The sequence below is a fragment of the Streptomyces sp. NPDC003034 genome, from assembly GCF_053591375.1.
Genome location: NZ_JBSFTS010000009.1, coordinates 152,324 through 172,506, shown reverse-complemented (window position 1 = coordinate 172,506; position 20,183 = coordinate 152,324). Strand labels below are relative to the sequence as shown.

Sequence of the window (20,183 nt, the reverse complement as noted above, 5' to 3'; positions counted from 1 at the left end):
GGCGCCAACAGCAGGGTCAGACGTCGATGACGATGGTGAACGGGCCGTGGTTGGTGAGCGAGACCCGCATGTCCGCGCCGAACCGGCCCGTCTCCACCGTCGCTCCCAGCGCGCGCAGTTGCGCCACGACCTCCTCGACCAGCGGCTCGGCCACCTCGCCGGGGGCGGCCGCGTTCCAGGTGGGACGGCGGCCCTTGCGGGCGTCCCCGTACAGCGTGAACTGGGAGATCACCAGCAGCGGGGCGCCGTTGTCGCTGCAGGACTTCTCGCCGTCCAGGATCCGTACGGACCACAGCTTGCGCGCCAGCTGCGCCGCCTTCTCGGGCGTGTCGTCGTGGGTCACCCCCACCAGTACGCACAGCCCCTCGCCGACGATCTCGCCGACGCTCTCGCCTGCCACGACGACGCTCGCGCCGTCCACCCTCTGCACCACTGCTCGCATACCACCTGTGTACCAGGCGTGCACCCGTCCGGGGCCGATCGGGTGGAGGGGGACTGCGTCGGGGCCACGGAGAGTGGCACGATGCACGCAGGCGGTGCGGGTGCGCCGCACCGGTCGAGGGGACGGACTCGTTCGTATGAATACTTCTGGTACCTCCGTACCTGCATCACCCGTTTCCATGTCGGCCGCGGTGAGACGGCCGCCCGCTCAGCGCACGGCCGAGAGCCAGGAGCCGGGGTGCCCGACCAGCGCGCTCGGACTCCCGGAGCTGCGCGCGCTGCGCCGGGACGCGCAGCGCGACGAGGCCGATCTGAGCTATGTACGCCGCCTGCTCCAGGGCCGCATCGACATCCTGCGCGCCGAACTGGCCCGCCGTACCGACCCCGAGGCGCCGGTGGTGGACCGGCTCTCGGAGATCCTCGCCGACGCCCCCTCCAGCCGCAGTGCCTCCGCCCGGCACGTCACGCTGGGCACCCCGCACAGCGAGGAGTCCCGGCTGCTGGCGGCGGAGATGCTGGCCGATGTGGAGCTGTTCGACCTGGGGGCCCGCACGGACGGCGAGCTGCACGAGGGGCTGGCCCGGCTGGTGCGGTACGAGCGGCAGGTCTCGCTGCGGCGCCAGCAGCTCCAGCGCACGGCCGACGACTGCAGCGCGGAGATCACCCGGCGGTACCGGGAGGGCGAGGCGCAGGTGGACGACCTGTTGGCGTGAGGGCGGGTGCGGAAGTGGGGCGACCGGGCGCGGGACGGGTGCGGGAAAAAACGGGGCGACCGGCCCGGGGCGGGCGCATTAGCGTGACGGGTATGAGTGCTGACGTCCGGCCGATCGCCGAATCCGAACTCCCGGAACGACTCCGGACGGTGAACCTCGGGTTCCTCCGCCCGGCCGAGGTGACGCCGTCCGATGTCGCCCAGCGGGCCGAGTACAACGATCTCACCCGTATCCAGGGGGCTTTCGACACCGGCACCGGCACCGGCAGCGGCACCGGCCGCTGCGTGGCGGCCTTCCGCGCCGCGCTCGGGCGGGTGGCGCAGGAGTGGCCGGGGGCGCTCGCGCTCGCGGTCTTCCGTACCGCGCGCCGGCCGTGGTGCCCGGACGTCTTCTGAGCCGCGACGCCGGAAGCAACTGAGCCTGAAGCACTGGCGACTGACGAATGACGACTGACGACTGAACACCGAGGGCCGAGGACTGAGCTATTTGACGGATCTGACGTCACTTGTGGAACGACTGCGCACGGCGGGCTGCGTCTTCGCGCAGGAGGAGGCGGACCTGCTGACCGCCGCCGCCCGGGACGACGGCCACCTGGCGGACCTGCTGGCCCGCCGGCTCGCGGGCGAACCGCTGGAACACGTCGTCGGCTGGGCGGAGTTCTGCGGGCTGCGCATGGAGGTGGGCGAGGGGGCCTTCGTGCCGCGCCGCCGCACCGAGTTCCTGGTCCGGGAGGCGGTGGCGCTGGCTCCGCCCGGCGCGGTCGTCCTGGACCTGTGCTGCGGAGTCGGCGCCCTGGGCGCGGCGGTCGCGGCCGGGGTGCCGGGCGCAGTGGAACTGCACGCGGCGGACATCGACCCGGCGGCCCTGGCGTACGCGCGGCGCAATGTGGCGCCGTACGGGGGCTCAGTATGGGAGGGCGACCTCTACTCGGCCCTGCCCACGTCCCTGCGCGGCCGGGTCGACGTCCTGGTGGTCAACGCGCCCTACGTCCCGACGGACGAGATCGGGCTCATGCCGACCGAGGCCCGCGACCACGAGCCGTTGGTCTCCCTGGACGGCGGCGCGGACGGCCTGGACGTCCACCGCCGGGTGGCGGCGGGCGCCGTCCCGTGGCTGGCCCCGGGCGGCCACCTGCTGATCGAGACGAGCACCCGCCAACGCCGGGCGACGGCCGCGGCCCTGACCTCGGCCGGCCTCACGGTCCGGGTGGCGGCCTCCCAGGAGCTCTACGCAACGGTGGCAATCGGTACACCCACCGGCCACCCCCAGCCCAACACCCCCGCCTGACCCACCACCCCGTCCCGAGACCGCCGGGCGGGCCCCGCGCCCGTGGCGTGCGGTGGGAGTTATTGCAAGCGCATGCTTGCAATAGTTAGCAGGGTGGGGCAGAATCGGGGCATGGCATCGCTCAACGTCGGAAATCTCGGCGAGTACCTCCGTGAGCAACGGCGGCAGGCCCAGCTTTCGCTGCGGCAGCTGGCCGATGCGGCGGGGGTGTCGAATCCGTACCTGAGCCAGATCGAGCGCGGGCTGCGCAAGCCGAGCGCGGACATCCTGCAGCAGCTGGCCAAGGCGCTGCGGATCTCCGCGGAGACGCTGTACGTGCAGGCCGGGATCCTGGATGAGCGGGACCGGGACGAGGTGGAGACGCGAGCCGTCATCCTCGCCGACCCCTCCCTCAACGAGCGGCAGAAGCAGGTGCTGCTCCAGGTCTACGAGTCGTTCCGCAAGGAGAACGCGCTCGACGACGAGATGCCGTCGAAGAAGAACTGAACTTGATCCGGGAGGACCACCACATGGCCATCGCCGATGACCTGAAGAAGACCCTCACCGACCCGACGCCCCTCTACTTCGCCGCAGGCACCGCCGACCTCGCGGTGCAGCAGGCCAAGAAGGTGCCGGGGCTCATCGAGCAGCTGCGTGCCGAGGCCCCCGCGCGCATCGAGGCCGTGAAGAACACCGACCCGAAGGTCGTGCAGGAGAAGGCCAAGGAGGCGCAGGAGGCGGTCGCCGCCAAGGTCGCCGAGGTGTTCGGCGCGATCGACCCGAAGAAGCTCGGGGAGACCGCCCAGGACCTGGCGCTGCGCGGTGTCGGCGTGGCCGCGGAGTACGCCGTGCGGGCCAAGGAGACCTACGACAAGGTCGCCGAGCACGGCGAGCAGGCCGTACGGGCCTGGCGCGGCGGGGTCTCCGAGGAGATCGTGGACATCGCGGCGGCCGTCGAGCCCAAAGGCGGCGTCGAGCGCGAGGCGGAGCCGGTGGCCGAGGTCGTGCTGGTGACCGGGGCCGCCGCCGACGAGAAGCCCGCGGCCAAGAAGACCACCGCGCGCAAGAGCACGGCCAAGAAGGCCGGTGTCTCCGAGGGCGACGCGAGCTGAACCGCATGAGCGACGGCGGGCCGGGCACCTTGGGGGTGTCCGGCCCGTTTGTCGTTCGTGAAGGCCTGCCGTGCCGGTAGCGTGGAGGCAGGCGCCATGAGGCGTGCGCGGCACGTGCGGAGCAGGAGAAGGCGGTCGAAGCGATGTTGATGGACGGGTTCGATCGAGGCGTGATCCCGCTGCTCGGGCTCGCCATGCTGGTGCTCGCCGTGGTGGCCTTCGTGTTGGCGCTGGTGGCGCGCGAGGACGCGTACCGGGCGGCCGACAAGCAGACCAAGACCTTCTGGATGGTCATCCTCGGCATCACCGTCCTGGTGGACTTCTTCCTGGGGATGCTGTTCCTGCAGATCGCCGGCCTGGTCGCGACCATCGTGTTCCTCGTGGACGTGCGGCCGGCCCTCAAGCGGGTCTCGGGCGGCGGCCCGCGCCGGGGCGGCAGCAGCAGCGACGGGCCGTACGGCCCCTACAACGGCGGCCGGTAGCCGCCCCGGTCGAAGCGTGGTTGCCGTGTCGGTAGCCGCGCTGGGCGGCGCGTCGGTTGCCGTGCCGGCTGATGCGCCGGTCGGCGCTCGCCTCGGGCGCCCCGCGTGTCTGACAGGCCTGGCGCCCGGCCGTCAGTCCTCGCCGTCGGCGCCGCTCGTTGTTCAGCCCGCGGCGCGGGAGAGCAGGACGACGGCCACGTCGTCGGCTAGTTCGCCGCCGTTGAGGCGGCGGGCCTCGGTGACCGAGGCCTCCAGGAGACTCTCGCCGGTGAGACCGCTGTCCAGATGGCGGTTGATCATCTCGATCATGCCGTCCTGGCCGAGGCGCTCCTTGCCCGCGCCGATGCGGCCCTCGATCAGGCCGTCCGTGTAGAGCATCAGGCTCCAGGTCCCGCCGAGCTCCACCTGCCGGCGCGGCCAGCGGGCGCGCGGCAGCAGTCCGAGGGCGGGGCCGCTGTTCTCGTACGGCAGCAGCCGCGCCGGTCCCCCCGGCCGGGAGATCAGCGGCGCGGGATGCCCGGCCAGGCACAGGCCCGCGCGGCGGCCGTCCGGGGCGATGTCGACGGTGCACAGCGTCGCGAAGATCTCGTCGCAGGGGCGTTCCACCTCCAGGACCTGCTGGAGGGTGGCGAGGAGATCGTCACCGCTGAGGCCGGCCAGGGTGAGGGCGCGCCACGCTATGCGCAGCTCGACGCCGAGGGCCGCTTCGTCGGGGCCGTGGCCGCAGACGTCGCCGATCATGGCGTGGACGGTCCCGTCGGGAGTGCGGACGGTGTCGTAGAAGTCGCCGCCGAGGAGGGCGCGGCTGCGGCCGGGGCGGTAGCGGGCGGCGAAGCGGAGATCGGAGCCGTGCAGGAGGGGCGTGGGGAGCAGACCGCGTTCGAGCCGGGCGTTCTCCTGGGCGCGCAGTTTCGATTCTGCGAGCTTGTACTGGGCGATGTCGGCCCGTTTTCTCTCCACCGCGTAGCGGATCGCGCGGCTCAGCAGTCGGCCGTCGAGCTCGTCCCGGAAGAGGAAGTCCTGGGCGCCGACCCGGACGGCCTCGGCGGCGCGCTCGGCGTCGGCCTCGGTGGTGAGGACGAGGACGGCGTGGGCGGGGGCGATGCGGAGGACCTGGCGGAGGGTGGCCAGCTGGTCGACGGCGCCAGCGCCGGTGCCGGTGCCGGTGGCGGATTCGGCTGGCGTGGGCGGGGCCGTCGCCGTCGCCGTCGCCGTTCCGGTGGCCGAGGGGCGCGTGGCGGCGTCGGGGAGGGACAGGTCGAGCAGGATGCAGTGCACGTCGTGCGTGAGCAGGCGCGCGGCCTCGGTGAGGTTGCGGGCGGTGCGCAGCCGGATGCGGTGGCCGTCGGCGTCGAGGATCTCGGGGACGGTCAGGCCGCCTGCGGGGTCGTCCTCGATCACCAGCAGGGTCAGCGGGGTCGCCGCCGATGTGGAGGAGCTGGATGACGTGGACGACGTGGATGACATGGTGGCGGCGGCCTGCAGAACGGCCTGACCGCTCTCAGGGACCGGATTGTCCCTCTGCCGCGGTACGGGTACGGGCATCGTTTCCGGTTCCTTCCCTCCCCCCGAGGGTGCGCTCGTGCGCCGACCCTAGCGGCCCCCACCCGGCGAGCGGAATGCCGTTCTGGGCCAGGGCCTCCGTCATATGCCGTTATCGCGGGGGAAAATCGGTCTGCTGGATGACCAACGTCACGGCAGGGCCGTGGTCCGTCCCGTGTAGCGAGACGTCGCGGGTGGCCGGTTGGTTGCCTGAGCCGGCTGAACGGTAGCGCGCCCGCCGCCCGTCACTGCCCCCGCCCGCCCCCACCCCGCCGGGGCCGTACCGGAACTCCGGTACGGCCCGCCCTCGGTACGGGTTGTACGTGGCGGGGTGCGGGCCCGGCCCATGCCGCGGTACGCAGGCGGGCCCCGCGCGGCACGGGTTGGTGGCGGGCAGCCGGTCTCGGCCCTCGGTGCGGGCATCGGCCGTACCCGTCCGTGACGGGTACGGGGCGCAGCACGCCCCGGCCGCAAGTTCCGGTACGGCGCCGCCCTCGCGGAATGGGCACGGGCGCGGGCGCGGAGCCCACGTCCCTGCACTGTGCGGACACGGCCACGCCCCGCTCACCGCGCAGGCGGGGTCTCCGGTACGGAAGCGGGCCCTACCCGCAGGGTACGGGTACGGGGCGCAGCCCCGCCCTTGATCCGGTGCAGGCGCGGACCCCGCGCCTGCACCGGTGCAGGCCGGGCAACCCGGCCCGAGTTCCGGTACGGACCCCGCCCGGGTGCGGACCCCGGCTCGGGGCTGCCGTACCGGCGCCCCCCCCGCCCGCGGTGCCGCCCGGGCGCAGGACCCCCGGCCCGGGGCTGCCGTACCGGCGCCCCCGTAGGAGCCCCGTGCGGCGCGGTCCGGGCGGTCGGCCGGCGGCTATGCGTCCGGGCGGACGACCGCCTTGATCGGCATGGAGCCCGCGCCCGCCATCGTCACGTTCCGGCCCGGGCGCGGGGCGTGCACCATCGCGCCGTCGCCGACGTACATCCCGACGTGACTGGCGTCGTCGAAGTAGATGATCAAGTCGCCCGGGCGCATGTCCTTCAGCGCGATCTTCGGCAGCAGCCGCAGCTGCTCCTGCGAGGTGCGCGGGATGCCCTTGCCGGCCGCGCGCCAGGCCTGGGAGGTCAGGCCGGAGCAGTCGAACGAGTCCGGCCCCACCGCGCCCCAGACATACGGCTTGCCCATCTGCGCGGTGGCGAACTGGACGGCCCGCTTCCCGGCCTCCGTCGCCGAGGCGCTGACGTCCTTCATCGCGCCCGTCGACAGCCAGGCGGTCTGCGCCTTGTACTGGGCTTCCTGCTCCAGCTGTATGAGCCGGGCCTTCTCCTCGGCCTCCAGCTTGTTCTCCAGCGCCTCCGCCGCCTTGATCTTCTCCTCGACCTGCTTCTTGGCGGCCTCCCGCTTGACCCGGTTGGCCTCCAGCGCCGCCCAGCGCTCGCTCGCTTCCTGCGCGTACCGCTGCAAGTCGCTGTGGGTGCGGTCCAGTTCGGAGAGCAGGTCCGAGGTGGCCTTCTCGCCCTGGCGGAGCCGGTTCGCCCCGTCGAGGAACTGGCTCGGGCTCTCGCTCAGTACCAGCTTCGCGCCCGGCGGCAGTCCGCCCGAGCGGTACTGGGCGCGGGCGGCGGCGCCCGCGCGGTTCTTGAGCGCGGCGATCCGCTCCCGTCCGGTGGCGATCAGGCCGGCGATCTCGACGATCTTGTCGGACTGCGCCTTGGTTTCGCTCTCGGCGAGGTTGTAGGCGTCGGTGGCGGTGCCCGCCTGGCGGTAGAGGTCCTCTATCTCCTTGCGGACCTGGTCCAGCGACTTGCCGCCCGGCTCCGGTGCCGGTGCGGCCGGAGCCGCCGGTGCGGCGGGCAGTACGGGGGCGACCGGTGCCGTGGGAAACGTCGGCGCCGCATGTGCCGTGCCCGCCGCCAAGGCCGGGGTGCTCACTATCGCCAGGGCGCACAGCAGTGTGAGCATGCTCCCGCCCCGGCATCGCCTTACGGTCCCCATGGCCCCCCCAGACACACCCGTCAGACCCCGTATCGAATCTGACTATCCATCAGTAACTTGTCACTGCCACCGGGATGGTGCCACGAGTCCGCGCATTGCGACACCCCCGCGTCGACACCCCCGCGTCGACCCCCCGCGTTCATCCCCACGTCGACGTCCGCGTCCAGCCCCCGTCCGAGCTCGTCCACCCCTTTCGCAGAACCCCGCCACGCCCCTCCCTGACGACTCAACGGGCGGTCTCCGGCCCCGGTTCCCCCGCGCGCCGCATTCACCCCGTCGGGCGCAACGCCTCCCACCGCACCGTCAGCTCCCCCTGCCGCCACCGCCCCGGCCCGTCCGCCAGCGGCCAGTCACCCGCCAGGGCCCGCGCCGTCCGGATCCAGCGCTGCCGCGCCCCGTACGAGGCGTACGGCGCCGCCGCCGCCCACGCCCGGTCGAAATCACGCAGGAAGGCGTGCACCGGCTCACCCGGGACATTCCGGTGGATCAGTGCCTTCGGCAGCCGCTCCGCCAGGTCCGAGGGGCGGTCCAGGGAGCCCAGCCGGGTCGCGAAGGTCACCGTGCGCGCCCCCTCGGGCCCCAGCGCGACCCATACGTGCCGGCGCCCGATCTCGTCACAGGTGCCCTCCACCAGCAGCCCGTCCGGCGCCAGGCGCGCGCACAGGCGCCGCCACACATCGGCGACCCGCTCCTCGTCGTACTGGCGCAGGACGTTCGCCGCGCGGATCAAGGCCGGCCGCTCCCCGCCGCCCGGCCCCTCCAGCGGCACCTCGAAGCCGCCGTGCCGGAAGCTCAGCCCGTCCCGCTCGTACGGCTTCGCCCCCGCGACCCGCGCCGGCTCGATCTCGATGCCGACCACCCGTACCCGCGGCGCCGCCGCCCGCAGCCGGGCCAGCAGCTCCACCGCGGTCCAGGGCGCGGCCCCGTAGCCGAGGTCCACCGCGACCGGCGCCGCCGCTCGCCGCAGCGCGGCCCCGTGCGTGGCCGCGATCCAGCGGTCCATCCGGCGCAACCGGTTCGGGTTCGTCGTCCCGCGCGTCACCGTGCCCACAGGGCGGCTCGGGGGTGGGGTGCTGCGGGAGGCCATGAGCCGAGGGTAAGCGGAGGGCGCGCGCCGGATGAAAACCGAGCTTTCCCCGTGCGGCCACCGAGAAACATCGAGGAAAAGACAGTGCGCCGGAATGCGGGGCACGGCCGTCCGGGTTGCACTCCTTGCAGGGCGCACACACCGCGCTCCTGCCGTCATGCCGACCGGCATGCCGCCGTGCCGTCCGCCAGGCCCTACGCCAGGCCGCCCGAGCGTCGCCCGAGCGAGAGGAACTGCTCCCTTGAGCCAGTACGTGTCCCGCCTCGGAGGCAGTCTCAGCGGCCGCATCGCAGCCGCCCGCTCCACCCGCCACGATCCGCCGCGACTGCGCCTCCCGGCCGTCGGCCACCACCGCAAGCCGCGCCGCGTGGCCATGCTCAGCGTGCACACCTCGCCGCTGCACCAGCCCGGCACCGGCGACGCCGGCGGTATGAACGTGTACATAGTGGAGCTGGCCAAACGCCTCGCCGCGATCAACATCGAGGTGGAGATATTCACCCGCGCCACCGCAGGCGGCCTGCCGCCCGTGGTCGAGCTGGCGCCCGGGGTCCTCGTACGGCACGTGGACGCGGGCCCGTACGAAGGCCTCGCCAAGGAGGAGCTCCCGGCCCAGCTGTGCGCCTTCACGCACGGGGTCATGCAGGCCTGGGCCGGCCACCGCCCCGGCTACTACGACCTCGTCCACTCCCACTACTGGCTCTCCGGCCACGTCGGCTGGCTCGCCGCCGAGCGCTGGGGGGTCCCGCTCGTGCACGCCATGCACACCATGGCCAAGGTCAAGAACGCGGCGCTGGCCGAGGGCGACACGCCCGAGCCCGCCGCCCGCGTCATCGGCGAGACCCAGATCGTCGCCGCCGCCGACCGGCTCATCGCGAACACCACCGAGGAGTCCGACGAGCTGGTCCGGCACTACGAGGCCGACCCCGGCAAGGTGGCCGTCGTCCACCCCGGCGTGAACCTCGACCGCTTCACCGTGGGCGACGGCCGCGCCGCCGCCCGCGCTCGCCTGGGCCTCCCGCAGGACGCCGTCATCCCGCTCTTCGCCGGCCGGATCCAGCCGCTCAAGGCCCCGGACGTCCTGCTGCGCGCCGTCGCCGAGCTGGTCGACCGGGACCCTTCGCTGCGCCGCCGCCTCTTCGTCCCCGTCGTCGGCGGCCCCAGCGGCAGCGGCCTCACCAAGCCGGAGGGCCTGCAGAAACTCGCCGCCCGGCTCGGCATCACCGACCTCGTCCACTTCCACCCGCCGGTGGGCCAAGACCGGCTCGCCGACTGGTTCCGGGCGGCGTCCGTACTGGTCATGCCCTCGTACAGCGAGTCCTTCGGGCTCGTCGCGATCGAGGCGCAGGCCACCGGCACCCCGGTGCTGGCCGCGGAGGTGGGCGGCCTGCCGGTCGCCGTCAACGACGGCGTCACGGGGATCCTCGTACCCGGACACGACCCGGTGGACTACGCGCGCGAGCTGCGGCGTTTCGTGGACGACCCGGCGCTCGCCGAGCGCATGGGCGGCGAGGCCGCGCGGCACGCGCAGTTCTTCGGCTGGGACACCGCGGCGAGCGGCACGGCCGACGTGTACACGGCGGCGATGCATGATCACCGCCGTCGCGTACGCTCCCACCATGGCTGACACCGCCGACACCGATACGGACCAGACCGCCGAGACGGCTGACGCCGCCGACACCGGCACGGCCGACGCCGCCGCGATCATCGAGTCGACTCTGGACGGCGCCGAGCTGAGCTGGGAGAGCCCCGGCCCGGGCGCGTACGTCGTCCAGCTCCCCGGCACCCGCAAGCTGAGCACCACCTGCTCGCTCCGGGTCGGCCGGCACTCGCTTTCGGTCAACGCCTTCGTGATCCGGCATCCCGACGAGAACGAGGCGGCCGTCCACCGCTGGCTGCTGGAGCGAAATCTCAAGCTGTACGGGCTGAGTTACGCGGTGGACGGCCTCGGCGACATCTACCTGACGGGCCGTCTGCCCCTGGCGGTCGTCACCCCCGAGGAACTGGACCGGCTGCTCGGTACGGTCCTGGAGGCGGCGGACGGCGCCTTCAACACCCTGCTGGAGCTGGGCTTCGCGAGCGCGATCCGGCGCGAGTACGACTGGCGCGTCTCGCGGGGCGAACCGACCTACAACCTCGACGCGTTCAAGCACCTGACGCAGCCGTCCTGACCCCGGGCGGGCGGCCGGAGCCGTCCCCGCCGGGCCCGCCGATGGGCGCTACACCGCGGGACCCTGACCGGGACCGGGACCGGGACCGGGACCGGGACCGGCGGCAGGAGCCGTGGCCGCCATAGCACCCGGTGCCGGTGCCTGGGCCGGCGGCTGGGCCGGTACCAGCACCGCATCGGCCTTCGCTTCGGCCCTCGGTTCAGCCGTCGGCCCGGTCTCCCCCTCGGCGATCACCGACGCCTCCGGCATGCTCCGCATCAGCAGCCAGTAGCCCAGCCCCGCGAACGTTCCGATGACCGCCGTCGTCCCCCACAGCCACTCCGCGCCGAAGCGGTCGATCGCCGTCCCGGCCAGCAGGGGCGCCACCAGCGAGGCGACCGCCCACGACATCGTGTACATGCCCTGGTAGCGCCCGCGCCCGTGCAGCGGAGACAGCCGGACGACCAGGCTCATCTGCGTCGGCGAGTTGATGATCTCGGCCAGCGTCCACACGCACACGGACAGCGCGAGGAGCCCGAGGGAACCGCCGAAGGCCGTGAGCCCGAAGCCGTAGCCCGCCAGCAGGGCCGAGATCACCAGCAGCTTCTGCGGGTCCCGGTGCTCGATGAACCGGGTGACCGGGATCTGGAGCAGGACGATCATCACCCCGTTCACGGCGATGACCAGACCGTAGTCCCCCGTGGAGAAGCCGGCGGCGCCCATCGCCAGCGGCAGGCCGAACGAACCCTGCATGAAGATCAGCGAGATCAGGAACGACAGCCCGACGACCCCCATGAACCGCCCGTCGCGCACCACCGTGCCCAGTTTGACCTCGGCCTGTGCGGCCACCGCGGCGGCGTCGCCCTTCTCGGGCCGCGACTCCGGCAGCTTGACGTACACGAGGACCGCGCACACCAGGGTCAGCGCCGCCTCGCCCAGGAAACCGGCCAGGTAGCTGTACTCGGCGACGAAGCCGGCCACCGTCGAGGAGATGGCGAAACCGAGGTTGATGGCCCAGTAGTTCAGCGCGAAGGCGCGGACGCGGTCCTCCGGGCGGACGATGTCGGCCATCATCGCCTGCACGGCCGGCCGGGACGCGTTGGAGGTCATGCCGACCAGCAGCGCCACCGCCGCGATCGCCGCGGGGTGCTCCATGAAGCCCAGCAGCGCCACCGACAGGGCCGTCGACGCCTGCGCCGCCATGAGCGTGGGCCGCCGTCCCAGCCGGTCGGTCATCACCCCCGCGACGAGCGAGGAGATCACGCCGCCGAGCCCGTGCAGGGCGATCACGAGCCCCGCGAAGGAGGCCGAGTAGCCCCGGTCCATGGTCAGGTACAGGGTCATGAAGGTGGCGACGAAGGCCCCGAGCCGGTTGACGAGCGTGCTCAGCCAGAGCCACCAGAACTCCCGCGGCAGACCCGACACACTCTCCCGGGCGGCCTGTCTCACACTGGCAACGGACATGGATGATCCCCCCGGGGTGTAAGTGCCTCCATCGCTTGACGCACGTTACGAGCGAACGGCTGCCGCGCGCCATCCGATTGACGCGCACCGTCAATCGGCGCAGCCCCCACGCCGCGCGCGAGGGGACGGGAGCGTCCATTAGGCTCGTACGCATGGCCGACGCACCGTACAAGCTGATCCTCCTCCGCCACGGCGAGAGCGAGTGGAACGCCAAGAACCTGTTCACCGGCTGGGTGGACGTCAACCTCAACGAGAAGGGTGAGAAGGAGGCGATCCGCGGCGGCGAGCTGCTCAAGGACGCCGGCCTGCTCCCCGACGTCGTGCACACCTCGCTCCAGAAGCGCGCGATCCGCACCGCGCAGATGGCGCTTGAGGCCGCCGACCGCCACTGGATCCCGGTCCACCGCTCCTGGCGCCTGAACGAGCGCCACTACGGCGCCCTCCAGGGCAAGGACAAGGCCCAGACCCTCGCCGAGTTCGGCGAGGAGCAGTTCATGCTGTGGCGCCGCTCGTACGACACCCCGCCGCCGGCTCTTGAGGACGGTTCGGAGTTCTCGCAGTCCGGGGACGCCCGCTACGCGACGATCCCGCCGGAGCTGCGCCCGCGCACCGAGTGCCTGAAGGACGTCGTCGTCCGCATGCTGCCGTACTGGTACGACGGCATCGTCCCGGACCTGCTGGCCGGCCGCACCGTCCTGGTGGCCGCGCACGGCAACTCGCTGCGCGCCCTGGTCAAGCACCTGGACGGCATCTCCGACGCCGACATCGCGGGCCTGAACATCCCGACCGGCATCCCGCTCGCCTACGAGCTGGACGCCGACTTCAAGCCCCTCACCCCGGGCGGCACCTACCTCGACCCGGCCGCCGCCGCGGCCGCCATCGAGGCCGTCAAGAACCAGGGCAAGAAGAAGTAAGAAAAGCGCGCGGGAACGCGGAAGGGCCCCGGCCGAGGGAATCGGACGGGGCCCCTTCGCGTGCGTCGGGCAGGGCGCGGGCCGTCAGCCGCCGCACTGGCAGGGGGCGCCGGACTGGCAGCCGCAGCCGCAGCCCGAGCCGCAGCCGCAGGCCGCGAGCAGCGGGAGTCGCAGGGGCTCCGGCCGGGGCGGCTGCTCCTGCTCCGGGGTGATGGGGACGGGGGAATCGGTCATGGTTCCTCCTCGCAGGCGGCGTACGGGACTTCGCACGACGGACCGCCTTCGCCCCATTCATGCCCACCCGCGCCGGCGCGTCAACGGCGCACTGGGGCAAGGATCCGCGGAATACGGGCCGGCGGAACGCGGGTGGACGCGGGTGAACCCGGGTGGCAGCCGGGAGGGGGGAAGAGAGCGTCAGACGCCCTCGACCGGCGTCGGCGGCTGGAGCTCGTCCGCGTGCTCGCCCGTCACCAGGTAGACCACGCGCTTGGCCACGGACACCGCGTGGTCCGCGAAGCGCTCGTAGTAGCGGCCCAGCAGGGTCACGTCCACCGCGGTCTCGATGCCGTGCTTCCAGCGGTCGTCCATCAGGTGCTGGAACAGCGTGCGGTGCAGCTGGTCCATCTCGTCGTCGTCCTGCTCCAGTTGGAGCGCCAGGTCGACGTCCTTGGTGATGATCACCTCGGCCGCCTTCGCCATCAGGCGCTGCGCCAGCTGCCCCATCTCCAGCATGGTCGCGTGCAGGTCCCGCGGTACCGCCGTCGCCGGGAAGCGCAGCCGGGCGAGCTTCGCCACGTGCTGGGCCAGGTCGCCGCTGCGCTCCAGGTCGGCGCTCATCCGCAGGGAGGTCACGACGATGCGCAGGTCGGTGGCGACCGGCTGCTGGCGGGCGAGCAGCGCGATGGCGCGGGCCTCCAGGTCGTGCTGGAGGTCGTCGACCTTCTGGTCGGCGGCGATGACGCTCTCGGCGAGCTTCAGGTCGGCGTCGAGCATGGACGTCGTGGCCCGCCCGATCGCGGAGCCGACCAGCCGGGCCATCTCGACCAGGCTTTCTCCGATCGAGTCCAGTTCCTCGTGGTACGCGTCCCGCATGATGTCCCTCTCTTGCCTTCTCTTGCCCTACTCGCCAACTGCCCGGAGCGCCTGCTGCCCAGGGGGCCGGGGCGGCCTCTTGCCCCACGGTGACACGGTGAGCCGCAAACGCGTCCGACTCCGTCATCCCAAGTGAATCAACCCCGTCGTCACGGTGAACTCTGGGCGACGACTGTTCGAGGTGCCACCCGAACGGCTGTGGAAGTGTCGTCGTGCCTGCTTAACCTGGGTGCATGGACGTGAACGCGGCGGTCGCCGCAGCTGCAGCGATTGCCGGTCTCTGTACCGGTGTGATCGCCATGTTGGCGTTCCGCTGGAGCGAGCGCGACCAGGCCCGCCCCACCCGGAGCTCCATGCGCCCCGACATCAATGCGGTGCTCCCGCCCGGCGTGGACACCGTCCTGTCCGTCCTGCGCTCCTCCGCCGTCGTACTGGACGAGGGCGACGCGGTGGTCAAGGCCAGCTCGGCGGCGTACGCCCTCGGCCTGGTCCGCGGCGGCAAGCTGGCCGTGGAGCCCATGCTGCACATGGCCCGCGACACCCGGCGCGACGGGGAGATACGCCAGGTCGAGCTGGACCTGCCCCGGCGCGGCACCGGCCGCGGCGAGGCCCTGGCGGTCTCGGCGCGGGTCGCCCCCCTCGGCTCCCGCCTCGTGCTCCTCCTGGTCGAGGACCTGACCGAGGCCCGCCGCATCGAGGCCGTACGGCGCGACTTCGTGGCCAATGTGTCGCACGAGCTGAAGACCCCGGTGGGAGCGATCTCGCTGCTCTCCGAGGCCGTCATGGACGCGTCGGACGACCCGGAGGCCGTCACCCGGTTCGCGGGCCGCATGCAGATCGAGTCGACCCGGCTGATCAACCTCGTCCAGGAGCTCATCGACCTCTCCCGGGTCCAGAACGACAACCCGCTGGAGGACGCGGAGCCCGTGCGCGTGGACACGCTGGTGGCCGAGGCCATCGACCGCTGCCGCCACACGGCGTCCTCCAAGCAGATCACCATGGCCGCGGGAGGCACCGCCGACCTGCGCGTCTGGGGCAATCGCGGACAGCTCGCGGCCGCCCTCGGAAACCTGGTCGAGAACGCCGTCAACTACAGTCCGGCCCGCACCCGCGTCGGCATAGCCGGGCGCAGGGTGGCGGCACCTGGGGGAGACTTGATCGAGATAGCCGTGACCGACCAGGGCATCGGCATCCCGGAGAAGGACCGCGAGCGCATCTTCGAGCGCTTCTACCGCGTGGATCCGGCCCGCTCCCGTGCCACGGGAGGCACGGGCCTCGGCCTCGCGATCGTGAAGCACGTGGCGGCCTCACACGGCGGGGAGGTGTCGGTCTGGAGTTCGGAGGGCCAGGGTTCCACCTTCACCCTGCGACTTCCCGAAGCGGCCGCGCCGGCCCCGGCGCGGGCCCCTGCCCCCACCCGACCCCTCACTGAGTCAGAACCAGCCACCCCTGCCCCGGAGGTCCTTCCGTGACCCGAGTGCTCGTCGTCGAGGATGAGGAATCCTTCAGCGACGCCCTGTCCTACATGCTCCGCAAGGAGGGCTTCGAGGTCGCGATCGCCGCGACCGGGCCCGACGGGCTCGACGAGTTCGAGCGCAATGGCGCCGACCTCGTCCTTCTCGACCTGATGCTGCCCGGTCTGCCCGGCACCGAGGTCTGTCGGCAGCTGCGCGGCCGTTCCAACGTCCCCGTCATCATGGTGACCGCCAAGGACAGCGAGATCGACAAGGTCGTCGGGCTGGAGATAGGGGCCGACGACTACGTGACGAAGCCCTTCTCCTCGCGGGAGCTCGTGGCCCGCATCCGCGCGGTCCTGCGCCGCCGCGGGGAGCCCGAGGAGGTCACTCCGGCGGCGCTGGAGGCGGGGCCCGTACGGATGGACGTCGACCGGCACGTGGTGACGGTCGACGGCGGCAAGGTGGACCTGCCGCTCAAGGAGTTCGACCTGCTGGAGATGCTGCTGCGCAACGCGGGCCGCGTGCTGACCCGTATGCAGCTGATCGACCGGGTCTGGGGCGCCGACTACGTGGGCGACACCAAGACCCTCGACGTCCACGTCAAGCGCCTGCGCGCCAAGATCGAGCCCGACCCGGGCGCGCCGCGCTACCTGGTCACGGTGCGCGGCCTGGGCTACAAGTTCGAGCCCTAAGCCCCCACGCTTCCCAGCGGCGCGCCGTGACGGCGCGCCCGGCGGTGCCTCCCGTCGTACGCCGGCCGCGCGCTCAGCGGTACGAGAGAAGAGCCCCCGGCCGCATCAGCGGCCGGGGGCCCTTCCCGTACGTACGGTCCTACGCGGCTTCGGGTCTCAGTGGCCCGCGCCGTGCGAGGCGGCGTCCGACGGGGAACCGGAGGCCTTGCCCGCGGCAGCCCCGGCCGGGCTGCCGGACGGCGAACCGGAGGCGGCACCCGAGGGCGAACCGGACACCGGACCCGCGGGGGAGCCGGACGGGCTGCCCGAGGGGCTGCCCGAAGCGGCGGGGCCGGCGGCCGGGGCCGCGGTCGGACCGTAGCCCGCGTAGATGCCCGAGGCCGGGACCACGAAGGCCTCCAGCGCGACGTCGCCCGTGCGGCTGAGCTGGAAGACGACCTCCTGCACGTTGCCGTCCTGGACGGCCTCGCGGCCGCCCTCGACCACGGCGGAGGCATTGCCCTTGCCGCCGAGCACCAGGGAGCCGCCGGCCGGGACGGTGACCTTGCCCGCGCCCTCCGCGCCCTTCACGACGACCTTGGACTTGACACCCGGGAGGGTGATGCCGTCGAGGGTCTGCGGCTGGGAGCCGGCGTTGAAGAGCGTCGCCGAGACGGCGGCCGGGCCCTGCTTGTCCTTCTCGGCCGGGGTGATCACGACCGCGTTCTGGATCTTGATCTCGCCCTTGGTGACGGCGGCGTTGTCCGGCTGGATCCGGAGGGTTTCCGCGTCGTTGCCCGCACCGCACGCGGAGAGCGCGGCGATCGAGAACACGACGGCGGTGGCGGCGAGGGCGCCGCGTCGAAGGCTGCGGCTCACGGCGGCGGCAACTCCTTGGACGAACGGAAGGGGAGGGTGGGCGCTCGGAACGGCGAGGTGAAGCCGTCCTAAGGGTGTGTCAGCGGGCTTAGGTTACCGAGCCGCCGCCCCGCCCCCGCACCCGACCCTCCGCAGGGCGCCGCCACCCTGTGACCGGTGCGCGCGGAACCGGTGCGCGCCGCGGTCCGGCCTCCCGCACCACGGTCCCGCCTCCCGCGCCGCGCCGAAGGGACCGCCGGGCCGGCGGCCCCGCCCGCTCGTTCCCGCTCACCCATTCCGCTCGCCGATCACCTGCCACCCGGGCCGCTCACGTGTGACCCGTGCCCTGCCGCCCCCGTGACGCGCATGCCGATCATGTGCCATCCGCATATAACGCGCGCTCCTCCAGTGATCAATTTCCGGATTCCTCCGGGCGCCGCTTGCCGATCAATTCCGGATTGGGCCGGAACGGGCCCGTCCGGGTGCTCGCCAGTCGAACGGAGTAGTTCGGTTTCCCGACTTCGAAACCGGCAAAACGGGACGTACGTCACTGCGATCGGGGTGTCGGACGGGTGTAGCGTGGCCCTTTCGCCCGGTCCGCACAGCGCCCCCGACCTGCGAATACCCTCTTCCAGAAGCTCTCCGCAGCACGTTCCTGTTGGTGTTGTCAAGCCCCGAGATGGGCCCTGACCTGCGAAAACGCCATTCATAACAGTCAGTTCTCGTGTTACCCTGGATAGCCACGGAAGGGGTACCTGTCACATGACGTTCAAGGTTGGCGACACCGTGGTCTATCCCCATCACGGGGCCGCGCTGATCGAGGCCATTGAGACTCGTCAGATCAAAGGCGTGGACAAGACCTACTTGGTGCTCAAGGTCGCCCAGGGCGACCTGACGGTTCGTGTGCCTGCGGACAATGCGGAGTTCGTCGGCGTTCGCGACGTAGTCGGCCAGGACGGGCTGGACCGGGTCTTCGAGGTGCTCCGCGCACCGTATGCAGAAGAGCCGACGAACTGGTCCCGGCGCTACAAGGCAAATCTGGAGAAGCTCGCTTCTGGCGATGTCATCAAGGTCGCCGAAGTCGTGCGTGACCTGTGGCGTCGTGAGCGTGAGCGTGGGCTTTCCGCGGGTGAGAAGCGCATGCTCGCGAAGGCGCGCCAGATTCTGGTGAGCGAGCTCGCGCTCGCTGAAAACACGAACGAGGACAAGGCCGAGGCCCTCCTCGACGAGGTTCTCGCGTCCTGACGCAGCGAACCTTCACAGTTGTGCCGCGGTGCCCGATGACACGCCCTCTCCTCCACGGGAGGGCGGTTGCCGGGCGCTGCGGCATGTCTGTACCCATGCCCTGTACTGCCTTCTCTACACCCGCGCCTTCTGTACGCCCGTGCGTTTCGTACCCATCACCTCACTGGCGTGCCGGGTCCGGGCGGCCGGCTCGACCGGTCGTCACGGCAGGGGCGAGGACGTCGTACCCGGCACCCTTCAGGCCATACCCATGTCGGCCGAAGCCACAAACCTGGCTGCGCAACCCGGAGCTTGACGATGTCTGACCAATCGCGCCCCGAGGGCGTCCCGCGCCCCCACCACACCGCCGCGGTCATCCCGGCCGCCGGCCGCGGGGTCCGTCTCGGCCCCGGCGCCCCCAAGGCACTGCGGTCCATCGGCGGCACGCCGATGCTGATCCACGCCGTCCGCGCGATGGCCCGCTCCCGCGCGGTCGGCCTCGTGGTCGTCGTCGCACCGCCCGAGGGCGCCGCCGAGGTACGCCACCTCCTGGACGAGCACGCGCTGCCCGACCGCACCGACATCATGGTCGTCCCGGGCGGGCAGACCCGCCAGGAGTCCGTACGCGCCGGTCTCGACGCGCTCCCCCCACACATCACCTCCGTACTCGTCCACGACGCGGCCCGCCCCCTGGTCCCCGTCGACACGGTGGACTCCGTCGTGGAGGCCGTCCGTGACGGATCACCCGCCGTGGTGCCCGCGATGCCGCTGGCCGACACCGTCAAGGAGGTCGAGCCACGCAGCCCCGGCGAGCCGGAACCGGTAGTCGCCACTCCGGACCGGGCCCGGCTGCGCGCCGTCCAGACACCGCAGGGATTCGACCTCGCCACCCTCCTGCGCGCGCACGAGGAGATCGCCGTCAACGGCGAGGGCGCCACCGACGATGCCGGAATGGTGGAACGGCTCGGGGTCACAGTCGTAGTGGTCCCCGGCCACGAAGAGGCCTTCAAGGTCACCCGCCCGCTCGACCTGGTCCTCGCCGAGGCCGTACTCGCCCGCAGGAGGGCCACCGATGCCTACTGAGCCGTCCGGTTCCGCGGAAGCCGGCCGCATCGCGCTCGCGCCGCCGCCCCTCCTCCCGCTCGTCGGCATCGGCACCGACGTGCACGCCTTCGAGGCGGGCCGCGAGCTGTGGTGCGCCGGCCTGCTGTGGGAGGGCGAGGACGGTCTCGCCGGACACTCCGACGGCGACGTCGCCGCCCATGCCGCCTGCGACGCCCTCTTCTCCGCCGCCGGCGTCGGCGACCTCGGCGCGCACTTCGGCACCTCCCGCCCCGAGTGGTCCGGCGCCGCCGGCGTCACCCTCCTGGCGGAGGCCGCCCGTATCGTCCGGGCCGAGGGCTTCGAGATCGGCAACATCGCCATCCAGGTGATCGGCGTACGCCCGAAGATCGGCAAACGGCGCGAAGAGGCGCAGAAGGCGCTCGCCGCCGCCGCGGGCGCTCCCGTCTCCGTCTCCGGCACCACCACCGACGGCCTGGGCCTCACCGGCCGCGCCGAAGGCCTCGCCGCCATCGCCACCGCGCTGGTGTACCGGAGCACGCCGATGGACCCGGGTACGGCGATGGACCGGGGCGCCCCGACGGACCCGGGTACACCGCCACATACGGCCTGACCGCGACGTAGCGGCGACCTCGCTTCGGCAACAAACCGCCCCCGCGTC

22 protein-coding genes are annotated in these 20,183 nt (G+C 72.4%); 14 read left to right on the top strand and 8 right to left on the bottom strand.

What is annotated here, in order from left to right; translation table 11 throughout:
* Nucleotides 1-16 precede the first annotated feature (16 nt).
* Nucleotides 17-442, bottom strand: coding sequence for a D-aminoacyl-tRNA deacylase (gene dtd, locus ACWDX7_RS12970; protein ID WP_451490423.1), 426 nt, complete (start codon nt 440-442; stop codon nt 17-19).
* Between the two features lie 136 nt (nt 443-578).
* On the opposite strand from dtd, the gene ACWDX7_RS12965 reads away from it, so the two are divergent.
* The 6 genes from ACWDX7_RS12965 (at nt 579) to ACWDX7_RS12940 (ending at nt 4,014) form a co-directional block, all read left to right on the top strand.
* Nucleotides 579-1,154 carry an RsiG family protein gene (locus ACWDX7_RS12965; RefSeq protein ID WP_451490424.1) on the top strand — a complete coding sequence of 192 codons (576 nt, stop codon included), beginning with the start codon at nt 579-581 and terminating at the stop codon, nt 1,152-1,154.
* 92 nt (nt 1,155-1,246) lie between these two features.
* Entirely contained in the window at nt 1,247-1,549 is a 303-nt protein-coding gene (locus tag ACWDX7_RS12960) for a hypothetical protein (RefSeq protein WP_451490425.1), read from the top strand.
* Between the two features lie 91 nt (nt 1,550-1,640).
* Nucleotides 1,641-2,441: a putative protein N(5)-glutamine methyltransferase gene (locus tag ACWDX7_RS12955; RefSeq protein WP_451490426.1), complete on the top strand. Its 801-nt coding sequence runs from the start codon at nt 1,641-1,643 to the stop codon at nt 2,439-2,441.
* 111 nt (nt 2,442-2,552) lie between these two features.
* Nucleotides 2,553-2,927, top strand: a complete 375-nt coding sequence (locus tag ACWDX7_RS12950) for a helix-turn-helix domain-containing protein (RefSeq protein WP_451490427.1) — start codon at nt 2,553-2,555, stop codon at nt 2,925-2,927.
* 23 nt (nt 2,928-2,950) lie between these two features.
* Nucleotides 2,951-3,532 (top strand): hypothetical protein, encoded by a 582-nt coding sequence (locus tag ACWDX7_RS12945; RefSeq protein ID WP_451490428.1) that lies wholly within the window; start codon nt 2,951-2,953, stop codon nt 3,530-3,532.
* Between the two features lie 143 nt (nt 3,533-3,675).
* Nucleotides 3,676-4,014 (top strand): DUF2516 family protein, encoded by a 339-nt coding sequence (locus ACWDX7_RS12940; protein ID WP_451490429.1) that lies wholly within the window; start codon nt 3,676-3,678, stop codon nt 4,012-4,014.
* 162 nt (nt 4,015-4,176) lie between these two features.
* Here ACWDX7_RS12940 and ACWDX7_RS12935 read toward each other — a convergent pair whose 3' ends face one another.
* The 3 genes from ACWDX7_RS12935 to ACWDX7_RS12925 all read right to left on the bottom strand — a co-directional run bounded on the left by ACWDX7_RS12935 (nt 4,177) and on the right by ACWDX7_RS12925 (nt 8,633).
* Nucleotides 4,177-5,559: a PP2C family protein-serine/threonine phosphatase gene (locus ACWDX7_RS12935; protein WP_451490430.1), complete on the bottom strand. Its 1,383-nt coding sequence runs from the start codon at nt 5,557-5,559 to the stop codon at nt 4,177-4,179.
* Between the two features lie 865 nt (nt 5,560-6,424).
* Entirely contained in the window at nt 6,425-7,546 is a 1,122-nt protein-coding gene (locus ACWDX7_RS12930; protein WP_451490431.1) for an NlpC/P60 family protein, read from the bottom strand.
* 268 nt (nt 7,547-7,814) lie between these two features.
* Nucleotides 7,815-8,633: a class I SAM-dependent methyltransferase gene (locus tag ACWDX7_RS12925; protein WP_451490432.1), complete on the bottom strand. Its 819-nt coding sequence runs from the start codon at nt 8,631-8,633 to the stop codon at nt 7,815-7,817.
* A 241-nt stretch (nt 8,634-8,874) separates the two neighbouring features.
* Between ACWDX7_RS12925 and mshA the strand changes: the two genes are divergently transcribed.
* Together mshA and ACWDX7_RS12915 are read left to right on the top strand one after the other, a co-directional pair.
* Nucleotides 8,875-10,257 carry a D-inositol-3-phosphate glycosyltransferase gene (mshA, locus tag ACWDX7_RS12920; RefSeq protein WP_451490433.1) on the top strand — a complete coding sequence of 461 codons (1,383 nt, stop codon included), beginning with the start codon at nt 8,875-8,877 and terminating at the stop codon, nt 10,255-10,257.
* Nucleotides 10,250-10,801, top strand: a complete 552-nt coding sequence (locus ACWDX7_RS12915) for a YbjN domain-containing protein (protein WP_451490434.1) — start codon at nt 10,250-10,252, stop codon at nt 10,799-10,801. The genes mshA and ACWDX7_RS12915 overlap by 8 nt, the downstream gene beginning before the upstream one ends.
* A 48-nt stretch (nt 10,802-10,849) precedes the next feature.
* Here the strand turns inward: ACWDX7_RS12915 and ACWDX7_RS12910 are convergent, their stop codons facing one another.
* The gene (locus ACWDX7_RS12910) at nt 10,850-12,244 is read right to left on the bottom strand and encodes an MDR family MFS transporter (RefSeq protein WP_451490435.1); all 1,395 of its coding nucleotides are present in this window, start codon (nt 12,242-12,244) and stop codon (nt 10,850-10,852) included.
* A gap of 152 nt (nt 12,245-12,396) precedes the next feature.
* Between ACWDX7_RS12910 and ACWDX7_RS12905 the strand changes: the two genes are divergently transcribed.
* On the top strand, nt 12,397-13,158 hold the full coding sequence (locus tag ACWDX7_RS12905; protein WP_451490436.1) for a phosphoglyceromutase: 762 nt from the start codon (nt 12,397-12,399) through the stop codon (nt 13,156-13,158).
* Between the two features lie 84 nt (nt 13,159-13,242).
* Here ACWDX7_RS12905 and ACWDX7_RS12900 read toward each other — a convergent pair whose 3' ends face one another.
* Nucleotides 13,243-13,392, bottom strand: a complete 150-nt coding sequence (locus tag ACWDX7_RS12900) for a hypothetical protein (protein ID WP_451490437.1) — start codon at nt 13,390-13,392, stop codon at nt 13,243-13,245.
* Between the two features lie 180 nt (nt 13,393-13,572).
* The gene (gene phoU / locus ACWDX7_RS12895; protein WP_451490438.1) at nt 13,573-14,250 is read right to left on the bottom strand and encodes a phosphate signaling complex protein PhoU; all 678 of its coding nucleotides are present in this window, start codon (nt 14,248-14,250) and stop codon (nt 13,573-13,575) included.
* 233 nt (nt 14,251-14,483) lie between these two features.
* Here phoU and ACWDX7_RS12890 point away from each other — a divergent pair, with 233 nt between their 5' ends.
* The gene (locus tag ACWDX7_RS12890; RefSeq protein ID WP_451490439.1) at nt 14,484-15,722 is read left to right on the top strand and encodes a sensor histidine kinase; all 1,239 of its coding nucleotides are present in this window, start codon (nt 14,484-14,486) and stop codon (nt 15,720-15,722) included.
* Nucleotides 15,719-16,399, top strand: a complete 681-nt coding sequence (locus ACWDX7_RS12885; RefSeq protein WP_355409496.1) for a response regulator transcription factor — start codon at nt 15,719-15,721, stop codon at nt 16,397-16,399. Before ACWDX7_RS12890 ends, ACWDX7_RS12885 begins: the two co-directional genes overlap by 4 nt.
* 156 nt (nt 16,400-16,555) lie before the next feature.
* On the opposite strand, the gene ACWDX7_RS12880 is transcribed toward ACWDX7_RS12885, so the two are convergent.
* Nucleotides 16,556-17,257 carry a DUF461 domain-containing protein gene (locus ACWDX7_RS12880; protein ID WP_451490440.1) on the bottom strand — a complete coding sequence of 234 codons (702 nt, stop codon included), beginning with the start codon at nt 17,255-17,257 and terminating at the stop codon, nt 16,556-16,558.
* 741 nt (nt 17,258-17,998) lie between these two features.
* Here ACWDX7_RS12880 and ACWDX7_RS12875 point away from each other — a divergent pair.
* The 3 genes from ACWDX7_RS12875 (at nt 17,999) to ispF (ending at nt 20,135) form a co-directional block, all read left to right on the top strand.
* Nucleotides 17,999-18,481, top strand: coding sequence for a CarD family transcriptional regulator (locus ACWDX7_RS12875; protein ID WP_003953493.1), 483 nt, complete (start codon nt 17,999-18,001; stop codon nt 18,479-18,481).
* A gap of 297 nt (nt 18,482-18,778) precedes the next feature.
* Nucleotides 18,779-19,543 (top strand): 2-C-methyl-D-erythritol 4-phosphate cytidylyltransferase, encoded by a 765-nt coding sequence (gene ispD / locus ACWDX7_RS12870; protein ID WP_451490441.1) that lies wholly within the window; start codon nt 18,779-18,781, stop codon nt 19,541-19,543.
* Nucleotides 19,533-20,135 (top strand): 2-C-methyl-D-erythritol 2,4-cyclodiphosphate synthase, encoded by a 603-nt coding sequence (gene ispF / locus ACWDX7_RS12865; RefSeq protein ID WP_451490442.1) that lies wholly within the window; start codon nt 19,533-19,535, stop codon nt 20,133-20,135. Before ispD ends, ispF begins: the two co-directional genes overlap by 11 nt.
* The last annotated feature ends 48 nt before the right edge of the window (nt 20,136-20,183 follow it).